The sequence below is a fragment of the Pseudobacter ginsenosidimutans genome (genome assembly GCF_007970185.1).
GTDB classification, from domain to species: domain Bacteria; phylum Bacteroidota; class Bacteroidia; order Chitinophagales; family Chitinophagaceae; genus Pseudobacter; species Pseudobacter ginsenosidimutans.
Genome location: NZ_CP042431.1, coordinates 6152796 through 6176002 on the forward strand (window position 1 = coordinate 6152796; position 23207 = coordinate 6176002).

The window sequence follows — 23207 nt, forward strand, 5'->3', positions numbered from 1 at the left end:
CTGACTATTATCATTTCTTCTTACCTGTTGCCAGTGATTCCAGGATCCCCTCATTCCGGATGATGATCATACCATGCCGGTCATCGGTAATGCCTTCCTCTAGCGTATAGGTATATTCGGGAACTGTGCCATTCATGCGCGTAGGCAAATAATGGAAACCGATATTCGGCTTTTGCTTCAATTCATCACCTGCTTCAACAATATGCGAGGAGATCAAAAACAAACTATCCTTCTTACCTGCAAAAGCCTTTGTAACCGCTACGGTGCCTTCATGCGCATCCTTCACATTCGTTCCTCTAAACAATTCATCAAACAATACAAACAAGGATTTACCGGCACCCAGTTCCGATGCCACTTTCTTTACCCGCAGCACTTCAGCGTAGAAGTGAGAAGCGCCGACACCCAGGTTATCAGGAAGGTTAATGGTAGTGAGCACGCCATCCATCACTGAAAAATCCAGTGATTTCGCAGCTACCGGAAACCCCATATGCGCTACGTAAACTGCTGTACTGAATGCGCGTAAGAAAGTTGACTTACCGGCCATATTAGCCCCTGTGAGGAATACCACTGATTTGTTTGCATGCATGGTCAGGTCATTGGCTACAGGGTGTTTCAGTTCCGGATGGTAAACTCCCTGCACTTTCAAAACATTGCTGCCACGGGGATGGGCAACCGGAAATACAAATCCTCTTTTATTAGCCACCTGGGCCACGGATATATATACATCCAGCAGGTAAATGAAATTCAGGACGGCCATGATCTTGTCCTTTTCTTTCACCCGCATCAATATATCAAAAGCCGTTACTGCGCCAAATGAGATCTTGTTACCGGGCTTTTCATTGAATACCGGTTCCAGTGCCGGGTCCAGCAAGAGTTGAAGGATCTTCTTTCTTTCTTCTTCCATCATGGGCACCTGTACAATGGCGCCGTTTGCCAGGAAATTCCTCACTGCATGCAGGAGCTCTATCAGCGCTGTTACGCCTGCATTGATCTCTTTTTCACCGGGTGTCCATTTTTGACCGGAATTCTCATTATCACTATAAGCGAGGTATTTTTCTACGCTGTCCAGTGTAGAAGAATCAAAAGGAAACTGCGTTAGTTGTTTTGCAAAGGAGGCAATGATGCCCGCCCGTTTGTTGATGGCATCCAGGCTGGCCAGCGGGTTCCTGAACATTTTTTCCAGCATCATTTCCCCACCCCGCGTGGAAGTATTATTGTAGATATCATAGATACCATTCCGTTCACGTTTGGCGAACAGCCGGAGATCTTCAATGGTTTGCTCATCCGTTAGCAGGAACATATTTGTTTGATTTGTACTTGACACAGTTCAGTTTTTTATTTTCTTTTTCTGCGCACCAGCAGCACGATGGCCGCCAGCAGCAATGCACCAGAAGCTACATACATATAAATAACCATCAGGAACTTCGACTGAGCATGGGTAATTTTCACGTACTTGTCCGGCGCCATCGGGGAATTGCAGTAAATGGGGTATTTATTATCGAGTCCCCAGCTGTACAATGCTGAATTGATCTGAGACATTACGATCCGCGATGGTGTAATAAAATCCGCATCACCGGTAACGATGATCCTTTGCTCCCTGTTCCCTATCCTCCGGGTCAGTTTCAGGGCAGTTACATATTCCTCTTTTCTGAGATCGCCTTCGGATGCATTGAAGATGGGAGCGGCAGAATCAACTACCAGTATGCCATTCTCGATCCAGGATTTCTCATCGCCTTCTTTTGTGATCACAGGCTCGATACTGAAGCCATTTTTTGCTTCATATTCCAGGTGTAATGTACCCTCATGTTGAACCTTCACTCCAGGGAATCTGTATTGCTGGAAATCTTCCATGGCTGGTTCCTTTGCCAGGTAATTACCAGCCCGCGTCATAGGAGCATAAAAGATATGCGGCATTTCATGTGCATCGGGTTGAACGATAGTACCTGCAACAGGATGCACTCCCAGTTGTTTGAGAACAGGTTCCAGGATCGTCTCCTTTCCAGGCTCCAGATAAAATATAGTATTGCCGCCTTTATCGATATGATCACTGATCTTTTGAAGCTCAGCTTCACTATAGGCAGACCTGGGATCGGCTACTACCAGCAGATTGGTTTTGGCTGGTATGTCTCTGGCAGCGAGGGAAACAGTATCCGCATCCACCCCATTATTGAGCAGCGTATGCCGGCCTTTTCCAGTGATCAGAAAACCATAGTTCCTGCCAGCATGATCAAACGGGTCGCGCTCGTAATGCCCTGTTGCAAACTGGATCTTTACGTTTTCCTTCCTCGTCAGCCTTTTGAATACTGCAGCAACATGGTTTTGTTCAGGCCACACAGTTGCATCTGAATATGTTCTCAGCCATTCCTTTTTTCCATTATATTCCAACTGCATGATCAGGCGCTTACCTTCAGACGACAAATCGATCTGTTTCCTGATCGTTTCCGGCTTTTTGAAAATAGATGGACGGATACCTTTTATTTCCGCTTCAATGGCAACTATCTCTTCCAGTGATTTGCCGGGGTACTCGTAATACAGGGAACTGTCGCCATCCATGGTATCATAATAATATTCGTATTTGAATTGCAGGTTGGGATAGAACCTGATATATTGTTCCCATACTCCCCAGATATACCCGTTGCGGGATTGAGGGAGACCAGCAAAAGCATATTTCTCCAGCAAATTGGTATATAAGGTAACGGTAACGGGAGAACCATCCAGTTCTGCAATGGCTTCCTGAACAGCAGGATGCACTGTATTCAACTTATTTTTGGTAAGATCGAAATAGGCAATGTAGCCGGGCCTTGAGCTGACATATCCGATCAATACCACCAGCATTGTCAGCAAGATGTATTTGCCGATGGTTATCTTTTTCCTGCCGGATTCCTGCGTACTTTTTAGTTTGATCAGGGCAAAACCAATGAACAGCATGATGATGATCAGAAAATAGATAATATCCCTGCTGGTGATCAGACCATTCAACATGCGATCTGCTTTTCCATTAATAGAAAGTGCAAAAGTGAGATCACGTACCAGGTCGTATTGCTGCCAGAGACCGCCAATAACGGAGAGCACAAAGAAGACCGTGAATGTGATCATCGCCGCCACTATCTGGTAGGTGGTCAAACAGGAAATGAACAGGCCAATAGCTGCATAGGTATTGATCAGCAGGAAAGTTCCCAGCAACACAGACAAATACCATTTGTATTCTCCGTTCTCAACCACAAAATAAATAGAGGTGAGCATGAGCGCGAAAATCAGTACCAGCAGCATGTTGAAGATCACCAGACCAAGGTATTTCCCCAATACGATCTCCCTGGTTGTAACCGGAGAAGAATAGAGTAGTTTGATGGTGCCATTGCTGATCTCCCGGTTGATGATCCCCATTGTCAGTAAGGGAATAAAGAGATAAATATATCCCATCAGTTTGTTGCGCATGCCATCTACCAACATACCTCCGATCCCCGGGAATCCCTGCCATTCAGGTTGCAGATCGCGAATCAGTTCCTGGAAATTACTGGCATCCTCCAAACCGAAACTAAAAACAGCTGCAGTGATCACATAGAAAAGAAAGATCACAAACCAGGCAACAGGAGAATAAAACAAGGTCCTCAGTTCGGCCCGCGCTATCTTGAAAATAATCTTCATCAGTTGCGGGGTTTAGGATTGTTGAGATAATTGTTTGAACACATCATCCAGGATGGACCTTTCGAGATTGATCTCCACCAGTTGCCAGTTATGCTGCACACTGGCGGTGATGAGGGATTGCGTGATATTGTTATTGCCGCTGAACCAGACCCGGATCTGTTTGTCTGTGAGGTATTGCACTTTTGTTACTCCTTCCACTTTGAGCAACTCCGATTCAACAGGTGGATTCTCCATCTTCATCATCACGGTGGCAGGCTGGATATAATTATTGAAAGAGTCCATGGAATCAGAGAATACCATCCTGCCACTTTCGATCATGATGATATCGCGGCATAGCAGGTTGATCTCGGAAAGCACGTGAGAGCTCAATAAGATCGTATGGTCCTGCGCAATTTCCTTGATCAGTTTCCTGGCTTCGATGATCTGGTTGGGATCCAGGCCGGTAGTGGGCTCATCGAGAATTACAATACTCGGTTTGTGAATGATGGCCTGGGCTATACCTACCCGTTGGCGATAACCACCGGAGAGGTTCTTGATAAGCCTGGAACTGAAATGACTGATACCCGTTCTGTCCATCACTTCCGCCACGGATTGTTTCACTTTTGTTTTTTCGATGAAACGCAGGTCTGCTGCGTACGTGAGGTATTCATTCACGGTGAAGTCCATATACACCGGTGGCGTTTGCGGAAGAAAGCCCAGTTGTTTTTTGGCGAGCCGGGGGTCTTCCCGCTTATTGATGCCATTGATGTATACTTCACCTTCTGTTTGATTGAGTACGCCACAGATGATATTCATGGTGGTGGATTTGCCGGCTCCGTTGGAACCGAGCAGTCCGATCACTCCATTTTGGCTGATCTCAAAGTTGATATCACGGATAGCCCAGGCAGTAGCATACCTGTGGGAGAGGTTCTCCACTTTTAATACGATGCTCATATGTGTATGGTAAATGTGTTTACATGAATGCTGCGTAGCCTAAGACGCGCGATGTTTGATCTCAGTTATTTTCTGTTCATTGGGAGATGATGCTCCTGCTTTTCCTGAGAGTACCAGCGTATATGGCTGAAATATCATGTTCAGGGAAAAAATAATATCACTATTGATGCCTGTTAGGGTGTAGCTACTTATCAGGACACCGCTGGCCTGATCTCTTATTTCAAATTCATAGTCCGGGAGACTCCTGTCTACCTTGATTGTTTTGAATTCGGATGTTGATCTGAACGGAAGCTGTTGAACCAGGGAACCTGGGGCCTGTCCTTTGATGTTTACACTAACAGGATTTGCTTCGCTGATATTACTAAACCGGATATAGACGGAGCTGTCACTTACAATGATGGATGGGAATTCATCTTTCACCAGTGTAAAGTCAGGATCTGATTTTGTACCGAAAAGGAGCATAAGATAACTGGCGCCGGGAATAGTTTCCAGGCTGGTGCTGATCAAAGGTTTGTCATGCGAAAATGTATCCTCCCGGCTATAGAATTCCACCTTCGTGGAAAGTTCAGAGAAGGTAAACGTATTGTTTTGAACAGAGTATCCCTGATTGCCTAAATAGCCATTGGTAGCAAATTGTGCCGGACGTTTATCGCTCAGATTAATGTACAGATTCAGCCCATCGTCCATTGCATTATAAACCTGTAACACGGAAGGATTACCGCCAGCGAAATCATTTTTCTTGCAGGAAAAGAAACCTGCAAGCAAACAAAACAGTGGTATGATATAGATCGCTTTGTACAGGAACCTTTTATGTAGAACCTGATGGCTATATATTGAGAACATAAAATTCATTTTAGATAATTAAATAACGGCGCCCCTCACCTGCTTTCGTACTGAGGATTTTGTACGAGGAAGCTGTTGTTTTCAAGATCAAAAGGAGGCAAAGGATATACAAGCTGATAATTGCCCAACCAGGGTTGCTTGTATGAAATGGCGCTGAGAACCGATTCTGCTTTTCCTGTTCTTTTCAGATCGAACCAGCGATGCCCCCATTCGAGAAATAATTCAACCTGGCGTTCATGTGCAATGGCCTCGCTTACCTGTGCTGCTGTGAGTTGATTATCGAGTTCATCTACTCCTGCCCTTCTTCTCAGTACATTAAGGTCATCGATGGCTTGCTGTTTGGCAGCCGGCGAGAGCAATACGGTAGCTTCGGCCCTGATCAGGTGGAGCTCTGAAAGCCGCATCACCATATAATACTGGAAAGGTTGACCTCTGGAATATTTGGCAGGATAAACTGAAGGACCTTCTGTTTTTGTCCAGTTCAGCTTTCTCTTGTCTCCGGGCTCGAATGCACCAATCAGGTTTTCGGCTATCCTGTAGGGATAGAGAAAACTGCCGGCATCCAGCAGTCGATAGGTGAAAACATACCCTTCTGGTGTGGCATTATTCAGCCCGGCAGCTTCTGAAGTTTGCAATTGAAAGATGGCTTCACCATTATTGGCGAGAAAGGTTTGTGTGAGATCGGTTTGCACAGCATACAGGCCTGATTGTGCAATCACATTTCCGGCACTGGTAATAGCATTCTGATATTCCCCGGTATACAAATAAACCCTGGCCAGTAATGCTTCAGCAAACCAGCTGTTTACCCTTGTTCTCTCGCCCTTGCTTACTGAATAATCTTTTGCCAGCATTGAGCGTGCGTTCACGAGATCCGTTTTGATCTGATCATATACTTTTGAAACCGGTGAACGGGATAGCGTCTGGCTCTTTTTAAAATCGGAAGTCAGCACGATCGGAATATCTCCAAAAAAATTCACGAGGTAGAAATGACAGAATGCACGAATAGCGAGGGCTTCACCTGTCAGTTGTTTACGTACACTATCGATCAATGAGGTTGATTCGGAGGCAGCGATCCCATCGATCACCGCGTTGGCATCGAAGATGGTTTGGTAAGCTGAATTCCAGATTGCTGTTGCTCTGTCAGCTGCTTTCAAATTTATTTTGTTATAGGAAGCCAGCAAATCATCAGCATAACCACCTGTAGCTGGCGCTCTCAATTCATCTGCGGAAAGACCGCCCATAATGGTACTTAGGCCCGAAGCAAATTGCGTAAAGGCAAGTCCCGTGAATTCGTTGTCAAGGTGGGCAATGCCATAGACCATTTTGCTGTACATACCTGCTATAGCCCACTCTGCCTGTTGATTATTGGCGAATATTTCTTCCGTGGTGATAGAGTCGATAGGTGCCGGGATATCAAGTAGTTTCTTACAACTGCTGAAACAAATGATAACAGCAACCAGGAAGATGGAGAGTATAGGTTTATGTTGCATGAGCTAAGGTTTTAGAATGAAAGGGAGAGTTGTGTGGTAATGACCCTGGGAATTGGTGTAGCTGCAAATCCGGAGAGTATGTCTGGTCCCAAACCCTTAAAAGCTGAAATGGTGAAAAGATTTTGGGTTGCAAAACTGATCGCCGCAGCTTTCATTTTGATCCTGCTGACCCATTTCTGAGGAAGCTGGCAGGATAGGAAAAGATTCTCCATCCGGACATAGGATCCGTTTACGTAATTGGCGTCCGAATCAGTTATTGGTCCAAGCGCTCCCGAGATTGTGTATCTTGGATATTTAACCTGATCTCCGGGTTGGGTCCAATGATTGTTTTTTATATCATCCGGTAAGGATATGTTTGTCATTCTTCCGACAACAGAACTCAGATACGGATCATCCCGGAGCCTGTTGACAAAGCTGAAACTTGTGCTCAGCTGGAGGAACTTAAACTTTACTCCCATATTAAATCCTCCTGAATATTTTTCATTCAGGTCAATGGAAATATATCGGTCGTCGAGCGGATTTGTAGGAATTCTGCTACCACCCACTGTGATCCTGCCATCTTTGTTGTAGTCTTCAAATGAATAGTTTCCTGTAGCCGGATTGACTCCAGTATATTTCAACAGGTATTTGGTGGTGATAGATTCGCCAGGATTGAGGATCCCTGCATAAGGGGAGTTCTCGATATTGGGAAAATCTAGCAGTATGTTACGCACCATGCCTACATTGAAACCGAGGCTGATCGACCAGTTTTTTGTTTGCAATGCATTGGCATTGATGCCAAGCTCGAATCCGGAATTCTGAACATTCGCCGGCCAGTTGGTCAGGGCGGTTGCAAAGCCCGTCATCTTTGGTAGTGGTGCATTGGTCAGTTGATTGGAAGTTCTGTTCCTGAGCCAGGTGAAATCGATGGTCAGATTATTGCCAAGCAATTGCATTGTCATTCCTATATCCCGACTTCTGGAGGAAGCCCATTGATATTGCTGGTTCAAAGGATTGATCACATGGAAAGCATTGATGCCATTGTAGGTAAGCAAAGGAGCTGAAGTGGTCTTCGTCACATTTCTCGACCATCTGGAAAGAAATTCATAATTGGGAATTCCATCTGAGCCTGTTTCTCCATAGCTCGCCCTGAATTTAAGCATATTGAACCAGGATGGCAGCAGTTTCCTTAACCATTTTTCATCAGAGGCGATCCATGACAGCCCGATAGCACCGAAGTTCCCGAACTGTTTCCCGGGACCAAATTTGGAAGAGCCGTCGCGCCTGCCTGTGAGATTGATCACATATTTATTATCCCAGGTATAATTGATCCCTCCCAATGCGGAAACATTTTTATACTGTTCACTATTTTCAATGGTATTTACAAAACTGGCATTGTTATGACTTTTCATCATATCATCATTGGGAAACATAGCTGCTGTAATGGTTTCTCCCATGGAGGTCATATGTTGCATATTCACGGCCAGCATCAATGAAAGATCGCCCTTGCCAATAAAAGTAGAATAGTTGAGCTTTGATTCTACGAACTTGTTCCTGGAGTTTGATTTGCCATAAACGGCACTTGATATGCCACCTGCCATCGGATCCTGTGATGCCAACGGTATTAGATACTTGTTATCATTTATGGAAAAGCCATATCCTCCACTTGCTGAAACATTCAGCCCCTTCATTAGTTCGTAACTCACGGAGGCATTGCTTTCCAAAAAAACGCTATTGCTGGAATTGGGTCTTTTGAGGTTCTCGAAAGGGTTGCGATTGCTTCCAAGTACCCTGTATCCATCAAAATTCAACTCTCCCTTTTGGTTGTAGATATCTGGCGAATTGGGTGCTAACGCGTTGATGCTGGCAATATTATAAACAATCACTTCCGAAAACCCCAGGGAATTGTTGATACTGAATTTGAACTTCTGATCTTTGCTCGCGCTGCTGAAACTTCCCGTTATAGAAATCATTTCATTTTTACCTCCGATATTCATGGGAGTTTTCATGGTATTAAAACCAGCGCTAAGCCTGTAATTGGACTGATTGGTTCCTCCGCCCACAGATGCGTTTATGGATGTTGTTGATCCGGTGCCAGCAAGTACACGCTGCCAGTCCGTGTATTTGTTAGCATCCCAGACCAAAAGGTCGGGTGCTTCAGATGGTGTTGGTAGAGCTCCATCATTCCGGTAAGCTTCCCTTCGGATAGCAAGGTATTCTGCAGTATTGAGCATTTTCGGAAAACGCTGCAATGTGGTCAGTCCATTTCTTATGCCAATCGAAAGTTCAGTTGGACCTACCTTTCCTTTTTTGGTGGTGATAAGTATAACGCCGTTGGCCCCGCGGGAACCGTAGATAGCTGTTGCATCCGCATCTTTCAGAATACTGATGCTTTCTATATCATTCGGGTTAATGCCGACCAATGGGTTTTCGCCTCCGAGAAGGCTATATCCTCCCTGTACTGCACCAGTGGAAACAGGAGAATTTTTTGTGATCACACTCACATTAAGGTTGTTTCTTGGAACGCCGTCGATTACATAAAGAGGATCGGTTAGTGCATTTTCATTGATATTGTTCCTTCCCCTGATGATCACTTTTACAGGAGCCGCAGGATTGCCGGAATAAGGCGTAACAATTACGCCAGGCACCCGTCCTTTTATCGCTTCCAACACTCCCATCACAGGTTGATTGGCAATATCTTCTCCTTTGATAACGCCAATACTGCCGGTTGATAATCGTCTGGTAGTTTTGCCGTATGCGATCACCTGGGCTTCATCCAGCAGACTCACCGCCTTCTTCATCACGAACACAAAACTGATGATGCCGGTACTTACATCAGCTGATCCCACCATACCACCACTGTATTTAGCAACAGTATATCCCGTTTCTGTTTTCTTGATGTTCACTTCCATCAGCTCATATCCGATCATCGAGATCGCCAGAACCGGATCTTCTTCATCAGTCTTCAATTGGAAAGATCCTTTACTGTCTGATATCGTACCACTGGACTTCCCTTTCAATCTTACCGAAGCACCGGCCAGCAGCTCACCTTCGGCAGTTCTGAGAATGCCGGTGATCAGCAAGGGTGGCTTTTCTGTACTCAGCATTTCGGAAAATGGCACCAACGGAGGCGATATGATCTTCGGGCTCAGGATGATCGTTTTCCCTTCGATCGTGTAATCGAGCGGCTGATTTCTGAAGACAGTATTGAGCAATTCCTTCAGGGGCATGCTGTACACCGTCAATGTTACCGGCTTCGTATGGGCCAGTATGCTTACATTGTAAAAAGCAACATAATCGGTTTGCTTCTCGATGGCGGCAAACACCTGTTGCAGCGTAAGGTCTTTACCAGACAGCGTTACCGTCTGTGCCTTGCTGTTAGCATGCACGTTTAATAATGCAGCAGTGAGTAGTAAGATAGTCAGTTTCAAAACTAGCAGTGTTTTGGTGATGGCTCCGTAGCCTCCTCTCCGAAACTGTTGCAGTGAACGGTCATAAACCTGCACGAACAATTTGGGCAAAGGAAACCTGGATCCGATCGCAATTTTTTGCATAAATTGTGATTGGTTTGGTTAACTTAAATTGGTTGCGATACCTTTTAAAAGATCAACTGAACTATACGCCGGAAACGCTTCGACCCGTTTCCGGTTTTGTTTTTATTGACCCCTTCAATTGTCCAGTGATAAGGTTGCCCGGGGACAAAAGTTTCCAGGCCGGCCCACAAAGAATGCAGGCCGTCAGGTTAATGACATATAAATTAGCGGGACAGGTTTAATTATTGGTGATGATCAGCTTCTTTCCTTCCAGTCTGAATTGCAGCTCAGACTTCTTCAGTGCGTTCAGTAATCCATTCAGGTCTACATCCTTCGTTATCTTTCCACCCAGTTCGATATCCGGAACGCCGTTCTCGAATACAACTTCAATATCATACCAGCGTTCCAGTTGCTTCATCGCTTCAGGCAATTTCACGCCGTTGAAATCGAATTTGCCGGCCTTCCAGGCAAGCACTTTGTCTGTGTCTACATTATTGATCAGTTTCAGGCCATTTGCTGAATGGGCTGCGCTGGTATTGAGCTGCGCCTGCTGACCAGGTTTGAGGATGGTGGATGCTACGCGCACCGAACCAGATATGAGCGTTGTATTGATGGTTTCTTCATTGTCGTAGGCTTTTACATTGAAAGCAGTGCCCAGCACCTGTATCGTTTCCTTATTGCTTACTTCAACTACAAATGGCATTTTTTCATTTTTCGCCACTTCAAAATATGCTTCTCCGGAAACAAACACTTTGCGGAGATCGCCTGCAAACGCAACAGGATACCTGATAGAGCTGGCAGCATTCAACCAAACATTGGTGCCATCGGGTAAGGTCACCTGGAAATGCCGTCCCCTGGGGGTTGACATGGTATTGAATGCAACGGTATTGTTATTCGCTGAATTTGTATTGTATTTCAGTTGTCCATTATTCAATAAAACTTCTGATCCCTGCTGACTGGCTACTACCCCATTGCCCAGACTGTCCAGCACTAACGTAGACCCATCTGCGAGGGTGAGAATGGCGCCTTCTTTTCCGGGAGCAATATTCGTTTTTTCTATTCCTGCAACAGGCGGTGCGATCTGCTGTTGCATATTGTAAAACCATAATCCGGCAGCCAGCACCAGCAGCACAGAAGCCGCAGCCCAACCCCACCTCCGCATGAAATGCACGCGGTGTACAGGCGGGATCTCAGCAATCTTTCCAGTTTCATTGCTTCCGGATTTCTGCAATACGTCCCGGATGAATTTCCTTTCCATGGCCGGCAGTTCGCCTGTAAGCGCAAAAGAGCGGGATTCCAATTGCTGATCGATCAGCACGGCAAACTCCTCTGAATGGCCAGGATTGCCGAGTAATTGGATCAGCTCTTGCTTCTCCGGCTCGGTCAATTCACCGTTAATTAATTTATCCAATAAACTGTTCAGTTCTTCTTGCATCATATATAAAGACGCGTAGGGAAAAAGATGGGGAGTAGCGAAGAGAAGAAATCTTAAAAAAATTCTGCGAAAGCGATCAGAAGCGCCCACTGTTCGGGCATTCTTTCTTTCATATGGGCTTTCAGGAACACGGTAGCCTTGGCGATATATTGCTTTACCGTGTCTTTGTTCATATCCAGCTGGCGGGCAATTTCAGGATAGGTCATACCCTCCAGGCGGCTCATACGGAAGATCTGCTGCCTTTTGGGAGGCAACAATGCAATGCCTTCCAGCAGAATAGCGTAAGCTTCCTTGTTTTCCATGATCCGGTCGGGACGCCAGTAGTGGTTCTCCTCCTGCTGGTTTTCCACGAAATCCGGGTCCTGCAATTTCAGGCGGATCCTGGATACAAAACTATTGCGGGCAATAATGAAGAGATAATCCTTTACATCACGGAGCTCGGGAAGCTTATCACGACTTTTCCAGAGTTTCACAAATACATCCTGCGCCAGTTCCTCGGCTTCTTCCACCGATTTCAGCCAGGCGAGTGCAAGTCCGTATATGTTTTTCCAGTGAAGCCCAATAAAGCCGGCAAATGCCTTTTCATCGCTATTGGCAATGCGGAGCAGCAGTTCGTTTTCAGTGTATGGTGGATCGGGGAGCAAAAACCTTAACCGTAATTTGTAGCAATACTAGGGGAAAATTCTGAAAAACTGATTTTACTGTTTTCCATTTTGTGGATGGATAAAATGTTAATGATAGTAACTGGAGAGGTAGCTCAAACAAGCGGGGCTGATCACCGTAATGTGATCAGCCCCGCTTGTTTTATATCATGGCTCAATCCGCCAGCGGATCACTGGCCTCTGTTTTCCTTGATTGGATCTTCGCAATATCTTTCAGCCATTTGAATTGGCTGCTGTTCAGTTTTTTCAATTGTTTCTTATCGAAATTCCTGATACTTTCTATGAAGGATTTCTGTTTGTCGTTCAGTGCACCTGCTTCCAGGGCTTTAATGGCCTCCTGCTGGAGTATTTCAACATTTGTCATGATCCGGCAAAGATAAGCTCTTTACCGGGGATGGAAAGAAATGATCAGATCCGGCCGGCAGGAACGGCCAAAACCCAGCACCGATGGGCTTCCTGCGGCAATCTTCATGGATTTGACAAGCGGCGCAGCCTGGCGGCCTGCCGGGGCTTACCTTTAAGCGGTAACCTGTTCAGTGAACCTGTCAAACATCCGTCACATGAGAAAGATGCATTACGGCTTTATTCAGGCCATCCTTTTCGCGTTTTCGTTTATTACATTTTCCTGCCAATCACCTCAGGAAGACTCTATTATCAACTATCCCTCTCCGTTACCAGACAGCACAGCCCTCAAATCATTACCAGGCATTGTTTCCAAAGAGGGGCTCGACTTCAACGCCGCATTCTCTCCCGATGGCAAAAGCTTGTTTTTTTCCCGTTCCGGACATGGTAAATACCTGATCATGGAAAGCCGGTATGATAGCGGCCGCTGGCATGAGCCAGTTATCTCTCCTGCTTTCGATACAATGTTCTCCAACACCGATCCATTCTTTACTGCAGATGGCGCGTTGTATTTCATTTCCAACAGGCCAGCCAGTACAACGGATACAACCAGGGATTATGACATTTACAAAATGGCGAAGCAAAACGATCAGTGGCTGGCTCCGGAGCGTTTGCATGCCATCAACTCAGACAGCACCGAATACTATGTATCCCTTGCCAGGAACGGCAATATCTATTTCGCGTCCTATCGTGATGGCAACCTGGATCTCTACAGCAGTAAAATGGAAAAAGGAAATTATCAAAACCCTGTCAGCCTGGGCCCCGTGATCAATTCCGCTTCCGATGAGCATGATCCGCTGATTGCACCTGACGAAAGCTACCTGATCTTCACTTCCACCAGGCCCGGAGGCGCCGGAGAAGCCGATCTCTACATTGCGCATAAAAAAGATAAGGCCTGGCAAAGGCCAAAGAATATGGGTGGCGGAATAAACACTGCAACCTATGAATACTGCCCCAACCTCTCCCCTAATGGAAAATACTTTTTATTCAGCAGCGAATACGATGTGAAGTGGATTTCAGCTGATGTTTTGAAAACCTACCAATAATGCAAAAGGGCAGCAAGCGCTGCCCTCTGCATCTTTTCAAACATTCAAGAACAATACAACAAGAGAGACGGATTGTTATTATTTACCTTGTTTGATCAGCTCCATAGTGTAGCTTAATTCAGGATCCTGTGTTTGCTGCAGGTAAGTAATAAACTTGTCCATCGGTACTTCTTTATCAGGTAAAATACCGCGGCCATTGTCTGATTGAGAATTGAAGAAATACAATTCAGACATCGGCACGGTAAGTACAGATTTTGTTTTAGGCAGTGTATAGGTCAGGAACCAGGCTGCTGTAGTGGCATTTTCGCCGCTGCCTGTTTCTTTACCGATCACCAGACCACGTTTGTTCTTCTGCACCAGCGAAGCGAAATAGGTAGCTGCAGAAACAGTACCACCGCCAGCGAGTACATAGATCTCTCCTTTGAACGCATCCTTATCAGGAGGGAAATTCTCCAGTTGTCCTTCTTTCAAACGCGCATTGCCAACATAGAAACCTGTAGTGCTGTCGAGATCAAAACGCTGATACAGGAATTGTTTATTGTTGCGGATATCTTCATCGCTCATCTTCCTGCCCTGCGTGGTAGCATGCTCGGGATAGAAAACATCTACATTCTTCGTTCTGTAATTGTACACGTTCTGGAAAGCTTTTGGAGCCATGAAAGAGAAGAGCAGCGCAGAGATGGCAGGGTTGCCACCACCGTTGTTACGGATATCGATGATCACGTTCTTGTATCCACGCTTATTCACTTCCTTGAAGAAAGAGCTGAACTCTTTGTACGCATATGACTCCTGCAGGTTGAAGGAATTCACGGTGAGTGTGCCAGTCTTGTTTTCGTCGTCATAGCTGCCGTAGATCCAATAAGAGCGGGCCAGTTGGTTCACGGGCAGTACAGCCTGATTGCTGGAATGCACGCCGGGTGAGGCTTGCAGGGAAGCAACCGTGATCTTTTTGGCGCCTTTGCTTTTGGCGTCGGCATACTCGATATCGTAACTTTTCGCATAAGGGGTACGGAGGCTGAGCATGGTCTGGAAATTACCAGCCACCCTGTCTGTGCCGGTAGTGATGAAACCATCACTGTAGGCGGCAGAAGTGAGAGATTCGATGATCGCCTTGGCGGACTGTTTGTTGATGCTGAGGATCTCAGTACCAAAAGGCAGCTCGGAGCCTTTGATGTTCACCAGGATCTTTCCTCTTTCGATCACAACGGGAAAAGGAAAGAAACGCAGGTTGCTGATCATGTCGCGATTATTATCAGCGGAGAACTGCATATTGGTGTGCACATCTCTTACCAGCTGGATGGGAGAATACTGGAGAATGGAAAAAACATTGTCCTCTTTTTCCGCCAGCTTCATCAGGGAGTCCACTTTTCTATCGAAATCGGCAGAATCGATGAACTTAAAGGGATTGGGGTGTTGCTTTTTGAGGATGTCCATTGCCAGGCGGTAATCGGAGATCATGTCCTCTTTTTTGAGCTCAGGCAGCTCTTTGACCTGGGCAGTACTGTTGAGGCCATACACAGCCAGTAAGGCGGTGATGCCAGTTTTGGAAATAAATTTCATAGCTAATACTTAATTGAGGGCGTTTTTGTTTTTCTGTTTAGTTCGGTTCTAGTTTTTATCGTTCATGAAAGATGAAGTTTGAAAGTGGTCGCAATATACGACCTGATTCGTACATCAATCTGTTATAAAGACATTAAAATGGCGAAAATGGGTGGGGTGTCTGAAAAAAATATTTTGGCTAATGCGCCTCATGTACACATTCAGGTCGGGTAAACTACATAAGAAAAGGCGCCAGCATTGTTCTGGCGCCTTCCGGACAGGTTTTTGTTTTTCAGGACTTACTTTCTCTTTCTTCTTATCAGTAAGACAGTTCCGGTAAGCAACAGGAAGCCTGGGATACCATACAAATAAATATACCGGAGTACTCTTGCCGGGTTCTTCCCGATCGTCAGCTTATTGTCTTTCACTTTTATCCATTTTTTATAAACCGGGTATTCATTATTGACCAGCCAGCTGTAAAGGCCGAGTCCGATCTTGCCACCCGACTTATATCTGGGCGACATAAAATCGGCATCGCCCATGATCACGATCCTTTGCTCTTTGTTGTTGATCGTGCGGGATAGTTTTACTCCCAGGATGTACTCATCCTGCTGTATGTCTCCCTCTCCCGGTGTATAGATGGGAGCAGCAGAATCTGCCACAAATACACCAGTCTCGATCCAGGTGTTTGGATAACCTGGTAAAGTGAGGATGGGTACGGCCCTGAAACCGGCAGTATCCTTGAAGCTGATGGTAGTATTGCCCGAAAACTCAGCTCCGGCAGGCTCTTTGCCTGTTTTTTGATACTTCTGCATTAGCATCTCCCTGGCCATGTAATTACCTGTATCGTTCAAAAAGTAGCCAAACTTATGAGCTTCCCGGTTTGGACCGGGACTTACGAGTATCCCATTGTTGAGATTCACTCCCAGCTTGTTCAGGATCGGGTTCAGCATTTGTTGTTTGCCCGGTTCCGCATAGAACAGTGCATTGCCCCCTTTCTCCAGGTAACGAAGGATCGCGTCCTGCTCTGTTGCATCAAGTTTCGACCTCGGGTCTGCAACCACCAGTACACTGGTTTTTGCAGGAATATCCTTGTGCAGCAAGGAGAGCGTATCAGCATCCATGCCATTATTCACAATGGACACATCTGACGACTGTAAGTTGGCATGCACACCGAATTCTCTTTCACCAAATCTCCATGGGCTGCGTTCGTAATGCCCGGTAGTGAAAAATAGCTGAGGTGTATTATTTCTGACCAACCTTCTGAAGGTCCCTGACATTGGAGGTTCTTTTGGCCAGGCATCCTGGCCCCCATTCGTAAATCGTGCAAATGCTTTCTTGCCTTTATACTCCAGCTCTAACAATGTATTCAGGCTTTGTTCACCGGAAAGATCAACGAGCTTATTTACTTCCCCCGGCTTCAGAAAATCGTTTACATCAATATTGTTCAGCCTGGCGGTTTGCCGCGCAATGTAATGTATGTCTCTGCCTGGGTATTTCCTGTAAAGAGAACTATCTCCATTCATGATATCGTAATAGTATACATACTTCCATTTAATGTTGGGATAGAAACGCACATACCTGTCCCAAAACATCCAGATGTAAGCGTTTCTTGACTTCGGGAGCCCGTATTCTAATTTGTTTCCCAGCAGGTTTGTATACAGGGTGGCCGTTACCGGCGATCCATCCAGTTCTTTGAGCACAGCCTGTGATGCACTGTCGAGGGTATTGGTTTTTTCTCTTGTTACATCCAGGTAACCGATATAACCTGGTCTTGAAGTAAAATAACCGAGTGTGAGGATCACCAGGGTCAGGATTGTGTTTCTGTACAGGGCTACCCTCCATGATTTTGACTCCTGCCTGCTTTTCAACCTTATTGCAGTAAAGCCCAGGAAGAGGATGATGATGAGCAGAAAGTAGCATACATCCCTGGTAGTGATCAGTCCCGCCGTCATATTGCCTGCTCTGCCCGATGGTGAAAGAAACCAGGTGATATCCCTGATCAGGTCATATTGCTGCCCGATGCTTCCCATCATATTCAGGAAACTGAGCAGCAGAAATGTAGCAATACCTGCCACTACCTGATAACTGGTGATACTGGAAACAAACAAACCTATTGCCATCAGGCAGCTTGCGTACAATGTCAGTCCCAGCAGCATGGAGAGATACAAATACATTTCAGCATCATGAACGCAGAAATAGCTGGTAAAGAGGATCAGCGCAACAGAAGACATCAACATGAGATTGAACAGGATCAGGCCCAGGTATTTACCCAGCACAATTTCAGTGATGCTCACCGGAGAAGATCCAAGCAGTTTCATGGTACCAGACTGCTCTTCTCTGTTGATCGTGCCCATGGTTAGCAATGGCACAAAAATGAAAATGTAGAAAAATGCGTTTAACAGGCTGCCATCAACCATGCTGTATGAGAGCGATGCTTCGGACTCAATCGGTACAATACTGTTCTTTAGTAATAACTCCTGTTCCCTGGCAGAATCAGTAAGCCTCGATAAGAAACTTGTACAGGAAATAACAAAGAACACTACAAGTATTATCCAGGCGATGGGAGAGTAAAACATGGTCCTCAGTTCAGCTCTCGCAATCTTGAAAATTATTCTCATTACGATTTCTATTTAGAATTGATCGAAAAATTAGCGCACCGTGAGTAAATGGAATATCCTAATGACCGATCAGTTCGATGATGCCTTCATTCCTGATGATCATCATTCCCTGTCTGTCTTCCGTGATCCCTTCTTTCAGACGGTAAGAATATTTGGGCACCCCCATTTCCAATACGGTGGGCATGTAGTGAAAGCGGATATTCTTCCGGCCTTTAAGCGCCTCTCCTACTTCGATTATATGTGTTGATACAATGAACAGACAGTTCTGGTATTCAGCAAATGCTTCAGTTACCGCCAGTGTACCGTCATAGGCATCTTTCACATTCGTACCCTTGAACAACTCATCAAACATCAGCAAGAGGTGTTTGCCGGTAGCAGTAGCATCCGCTGCATTTTTCACCCGCACCACTTCTGCATAAAAATGACTATAGCCGAGTGCAATATTGTCTGCCACGTTGATACTTGAAAAGATACCTTCCCTTACAGAGAATTCCATACTTACAGCAGCTACCGGAAACCCGATATGGGCGAGGTACATGGAAATACCGATCGTTTTCATCCAGGTGGATTTCCCTGCCATGTTAGCTCCGGTAAGGAAGACCACATTGCTGTTCTCCTGCATGGAAATGTTGTTGCCAACAGCTCCGTTGATGCAGGGATGCTTCAGGTCTGTTGCCTGCAGTGTATTGGAATATTTGGGCAGCGCAGTGGCCCAGCTGAATCCTCCTGAAGCTGCCACATTTCCAACGGCGATGTTCACATCCACCTCTGCTATGAATTGAAGCACCGTTCTGATCTCCCGGTTGAATTTGTTCTTCAGCAGATGATCGGATTCAGCAATTTTCTTTACGGTGATGTTTGCATAGATATCTGTATCGATCAGTGCATTAATCCGGGGAGTATCAAGGAGCGATTTTATTTCGGCTGCACGTTGCCTGAATGGTCCTTCCTGCCGGGATAACAACTCAACGATACCCTGGCATTTTTTGAGGCATACGATGCTTGCCTGCAATCCCTGGATGAGGGATTTATACCGTTCATCGCGGGTGAGAGACGATAATGTTTTTTTCACAAGGATATTCACCAGCGTGATCAACGGCCCTTTTTCTCCGGTTACGTCTACGTATTCCTGCATCAATTGCACCTGCTGCGGATCGAAGGGGAATTGCAATTTCGCCTGCTGGAAAAATTGAAATACAGCAGTCCGGTTGTTGATCTGCTTTTCATCCATCAATGGCGTTTTGAAAAGCTGGTCGAGCAACTGCTCTCCGGACCTTGTTCTTACCTGGTTGAAGAGTGAATAAACGGAACCCTGGCGGAACTTTCCCATCAGGTTCAACTCTTCCTGGGATTGCCTGTCTATAGTAAAACTCATACTGTTTGATTTTATTTGCGTGTGGCCCGGCCGCCCGCCGGGAAGCGGGTGACAGCAGCTCACCGGTTATTATCATCCTTTCTTCTTTCCCGTAGCCAGTGTTTCCAGGATGCCTTCATTGCGGATGATGATCATACCATGGCGATCATCTGTGATGCCTTCTTCCAACGTATATGTATATTCCGGAACAGTTCCATTCATGCGGGTAGGTAAATAATGGAAACCGATATTGCTTCTTTGTTTCAGTTCTTCCCCCGCTTCAACGATATGAGACGAGATCAGGAACAAACTGGTCTTTTTGCCTGCAAAAGCATGCGTGATGGTTACAGTGCCTTCGTGCGCATCTTTTACATTCGTTCCCCTGAACAGTTCATCAAACAGCACGAACAGCGACTTACCGGCGCCCAGTTCTGCCGCCATTTTTTTTACCCGCAGTACTTCTGCATAGAAATGGCTGGCACCGATCCCCAAATTATCCGGCAGGTTGATGGTTGTATAAATACCATCCATAACCGAAAACTCCAAATGCCGGGCTGCCACAGGAAATCCCATATGCGCGATGTAAACCGCCGTACTGAATGCACGGAGAAAAGTGGATTTGCCAGCCATATTTGCCCCGGTAAGGAATACAACCGATTTGCCGGCATGCATCGTCAGATCATTGGGTACAGGCTCTTTCAATTCCGGATGATACACTCCCCTGACCTTCAAAATATTGCTGGCCCTGGGATGCGCCACCGGAAAAACGAAATTCCTTGCAGTGGCTACCCGCGCAACTGAAATGAATACATCCATCAGGTAGATGAAATTCAGCACTGCCGTTACTTTTTCCCTTTCCTTTACCCGGATGAGGATATCAAAAGCTGTGACTGCTCCATAAGAGAGCCGGTTACCGGGTTGTTCTTTGAGCACCGGTTGCAGTGCAGGATCTTGCAGAAGGGCCAGCATTGCTGAACGCTCCTTTTGCAGTTCTTCTATGCCAACGATGGCTCCCTGTTCTGCAAAAGATTTTACGGAATGGAACAATCCGATAAAAGCATTTACACCACTGCTTACTTCTTTTTCTCCCAATACAGTTTTTTGTCCATTGCCGGGTTCTTCATTGTGAACTATATATTTTTCAACACTGTCGAGCAGCGAAGATTCAAAAGGAAAAATGGTTTTCGCTTTTGCGAAAGCTGCAATCACGGATGCTCTTTCCGTTATGGCATCTTTATCTGATAAGGGTTGCCGGAACATTTTTTCCAGTAACAACTCCCCTCCTCTTGTGGAGGCATTATTGTAGATATCATAGATGCCATTGCTTTCTCTCTTGGCGAACAGTCTGAGATCTTCTATTGTCTGGTCATCCGTTTGGAGGAACATTGTTTGATCGGTTTATGATTTTATTATTTTCTTTTCCTCCGAACGAGCAGCACAATGGCTATAATTAGCAGCAGTGCGGGGATCAGGTAAACATATATTTTGAACAACAGGGCTGCTGAGGCGGGCGTCAGTTTCAGGAACCTGTCTTTCGGCTTCGGGAAGTTGGCGTAATAAGGATACTTATTGTACAGTGTCCAACTATGAAGAGCAAGGCCGATGCCGATGCGTCGCATTCTATACGCGCTCATGAAATCTGCATCCCCGGCAACGATGATCCGCTGCTCTTTGTTATTGATCTTCCTGCTGAGCTTCAATGCAATCACGTATGTATCTTTCTGTATATCGCCTTCAGCAGCAGAAAAAACGGGAGGGGCTGAATCCACTGCCAGCACGCCGGTTTCGATCCATGTTTTTGCATTTCCTGGTGTGGTTATCACCGGCTCCACGCTAAAGCCATTTATTTCCTGGTAGCTTAGATTTAACATTCCTTCGTTTTGTACAAGGCCGCCTTTGGTACCATAAGTCTGGTACATCTCCATTTCAGGTTCCTTCGCCAGAAAGTTGCCAGACCTGGTAAGGCTATTGATGAAGATATGCGGCATTTCATGTTTGCCCGGGCGAACAATGATACCATCATCAGGGTGAACACCAATTTCTTTCAACACCGGAGCGAGAATAAACTGTTTGCCAGGTTCGGCGAAGATGAGGGCGTTACCACCTTGATTGAGGTAGTTGATGAGTGCCTGCTGCTCAGTTTGATTGTATGCTGATTTCGGGTCAGCCACTACCAGCAGGTCCAGACCATTGGGCACTTCTCCGGTTGCCAGCGAAATAGTATCCGTATCCACGCCATTGTTGATCAGTGAAGTATAGAACTCTTTGGCATTCGTATGGTATTTGTATTCTCTGTCTGTATGATTGAAAGGACTTCTTTCATAGTGACCTGTTACGAATGCAACACGTACATCTTCCTTTCTTGTCAACCGGTTGATGCTGGCAGCCACATTTGGCGGTGTCGGCCATAAAGGGTTATCGAAGGTTCTTAAGAAAGTTTTTTTCCCTTTATATTCCAATTGCATCACCAGCCGAAAAAATTCAGAGCTGAGGTCGATCTTCTTTCTGATCTCCTCCGGTTTCATGAAAAGTGAGTGGCGGATATCTAATATTTCTGCCCGGATCTCTGTAATTTCTTCCAATGATTTACCTGGAAATTTTTGATAGAGTGAACTATCTCCATCCCGGTGATCATAATAGTATTCATACCGGAACCGGATATTGGGATAGAACCTTATGTACGGCTCCCAAAGGTCTCTCATGTATTTGTTCCTGTTCTGAGGAAAACCGTATCTGCCTTTTCCATCCAGGAGATTGGTATACAGCGTAACAGTCAGCGGCGATCCATCCATTTGCTTCAACACTTCCTGTATCGCAGGGTGTAGTGTATTGACCTTATCCCTTGTTGTATCTGCATAAGCGATATTGCGTGGTCTTGAACTGAAGTAGCCAATCAGTATTACAATCAATGCCAGCAGCCCATACCTGGAAGCCCTCACGGTCCATTTCTTTGATTCCTGCGTGCTTTGTAATTTGATCATTGCAAACCCAACAAACAGCAGAATGATAGACAGGAAATACAATAGCTCTCTGCTGGTTATCAAACCTCCCAACATCAGATCTGCCTTTCCGGAGATGGAGAGAGCAAAGGTGATATCCCGGATGAGATCGTACTGTTGCCAGAGTGTTGAAATATTTTCCAGTACAAACAACATGGTAAAGGTGATCACTGCTGCAACGATCTGGTAATTCGTAAGGCAGGAGATGAACAGGCCAATGGCCGAATAGGTACACATCAGCAGAAATATTCCCAGCAACATGGAGAAACACCAGCTGATCTCCGGTTGCTCTACACTCATGCATACGGAGAACAACTGGATAGCGATCACCAGTAGCAGGATACAATTATACATTACCAGCCCCAGGTATTTCCCAAGAACGATCTCCCTGGTGTTGACGGGGGATGAATACAATAACCTGATAGTACCACTGTTCACTTCCCTGCTGATCACTCCCATCGTAAGTAAAGGCACGAACAGGTAGAGGTATACTTTAAATATACCAAGGATACCGGTGGCTACTAAATTCCCGATGCCGAAGTCAAATCCACCCCAATCAGGGCTTGCATCCATGGCCACTTCCTGCATAATCGAAAACTTCTCCATCACAAAACCGAAGATCCCGGAACCTACTGTAAAAAAAAGTATGAGTACAAGCCAGGCTATAGGCGAATAGAACAATGTTCTTAGTTCTGCACGGGCTATCTTGAAAATGATTTTCATATT

The 23207-nt window shown here is 45.7% G+C and carries 15 protein-coding genes; 1 reads left to right on the top strand and 14 read right to left on the bottom strand.

The window, feature by feature from the left end:
* Positions 1 to 10: 10 nt before the first annotated feature.
* From FSB84_RS24215 to FSB84_RS24255, 9 genes are all read right to left on the bottom strand, one after another.
* Positions 11 to 1300, bottom strand: a complete 1290-nt coding sequence (locus FSB84_RS24215; protein WP_130540428.1) for a MutS-related protein — start codon at positions 1298 to 1300, stop codon at positions 11 to 13.
* A 35-nt stretch (positions 1301 to 1335) separates the two neighbouring features.
* Positions 1336 to 3645, bottom strand: a complete 2310-nt coding sequence (locus tag FSB84_RS24220) for an ABC transporter permease subunit (RefSeq protein ID WP_130540429.1) — start codon at positions 3643 to 3645, stop codon at positions 1336 to 1338.
* Positions 3646 to 3657: 12 nt separating this feature from the next.
* Positions 3658 to 4578 carry an ABC transporter ATP-binding protein gene (locus FSB84_RS24225; protein WP_130540430.1) on the bottom strand — a complete coding sequence of 307 codons (921 nt, stop codon included), beginning with the start codon at positions 4576 to 4578 and terminating at the stop codon, positions 3658 to 3660.
* A 39-nt stretch (positions 4579 to 4617) separates the two neighbouring features.
* Positions 4618 to 5421, bottom strand: a complete 804-nt coding sequence (locus FSB84_RS24230) for a hypothetical protein (protein WP_130540431.1) — start codon at positions 5419 to 5421, stop codon at positions 4618 to 4620.
* 35 nt (positions 5422 to 5456) lie between these two features.
* Positions 5457 to 6911, bottom strand: coding sequence for a RagB/SusD family nutrient uptake outer membrane protein (locus FSB84_RS24235; RefSeq protein WP_130540432.1), 1455 nt, complete (start codon positions 6909 to 6911; stop codon positions 5457 to 5459).
* An 11-nt stretch (positions 6912 to 6922) separates the two neighbouring features.
* Positions 6923 to 10444: a SusC/RagA family TonB-linked outer membrane protein gene (locus tag FSB84_RS24240; protein ID WP_130540433.1), complete on the bottom strand. Its 3522-nt coding sequence runs from the start codon at positions 10442 to 10444 to the stop codon at positions 6923 to 6925.
* Positions 10445 to 10661: 217 nt separating this feature from the next.
* Positions 10662 to 11861: a FecR family protein gene (locus tag FSB84_RS24245; protein WP_130540434.1), complete on the bottom strand. Its 1200-nt coding sequence runs from the start codon at positions 11859 to 11861 to the stop codon at positions 10662 to 10664.
* A gap of 50 nt (positions 11862 to 11911) precedes the next feature.
* Positions 11912 to 12502 (bottom strand): RNA polymerase sigma factor, encoded by a 591-nt coding sequence (locus FSB84_RS24250; protein ID WP_130540435.1) that lies wholly within the window; start codon positions 12500 to 12502, stop codon positions 11912 to 11914.
* A gap of 172 nt (positions 12503 to 12674) precedes the next feature.
* On the bottom strand, positions 12675 to 12884 hold the full coding sequence (locus tag FSB84_RS24255; protein ID WP_130540436.1) for a hypothetical protein: 210 nt from the start codon (positions 12882 to 12884) through the stop codon (positions 12675 to 12677).
* 196 nt (positions 12885 to 13080) lie between these two features.
* On the opposite strand from FSB84_RS24255, the gene FSB84_RS24260 reads away from it, so the two are divergent.
* Complete coding sequence (locus FSB84_RS24260; RefSeq protein ID WP_130540437.1) at positions 13081 to 13968, top strand: TolB family protein; 888 nt, start codon at positions 13081 to 13083, stop codon at positions 13966 to 13968.
* Between the two features lie 78 nt (positions 13969 to 14046).
* Here the strand turns inward: FSB84_RS24260 and FSB84_RS24265 are convergent, their stop codons facing one another.
* The 5 genes from FSB84_RS24265 to FSB84_RS24285 form a co-directional block, all read right to left on the bottom strand.
* Complete coding sequence (locus tag FSB84_RS24265; RefSeq protein ID WP_130540438.1) at positions 14047 to 15528, bottom strand: S41 family peptidase; 1482 nt, start codon at positions 15526 to 15528, stop codon at positions 14047 to 14049.
* Between the two features lie 278 nt (positions 15529 to 15806).
* Positions 15807 to 18128, bottom strand: a complete 2322-nt coding sequence (locus FSB84_RS24270) for an ABC transporter permease subunit (protein WP_130540439.1) — start codon at positions 18126 to 18128, stop codon at positions 15807 to 15809.
* A gap of 58 nt (positions 18129 to 18186) precedes the next feature.
* Positions 18187 to 19503, bottom strand: coding sequence for a MutS-related protein (locus tag FSB84_RS24275; RefSeq protein WP_130540440.1), 1317 nt, complete (start codon positions 19501 to 19503; stop codon positions 18187 to 18189).
* 72 nt (positions 19504 to 19575) lie between these two features.
* Positions 19576 to 20868 carry a MutS-related protein gene (locus FSB84_RS24280; protein ID WP_130540441.1) on the bottom strand — a complete coding sequence of 431 codons (1293 nt, stop codon included), beginning with the start codon at positions 20866 to 20868 and terminating at the stop codon, positions 19576 to 19578.
* Positions 20869 to 20891: 23 nt separating this feature from the next.
* Positions 20892 to 23204 carry a Gldg family protein gene (locus FSB84_RS24285; RefSeq protein WP_130540442.1) on the bottom strand — a complete coding sequence of 771 codons (2313 nt, stop codon included), beginning with the start codon at positions 23202 to 23204 and terminating at the stop codon, positions 20892 to 20894.
* Between the last annotated feature and the right edge of the window lie 3 nt (positions 23205 to 23207).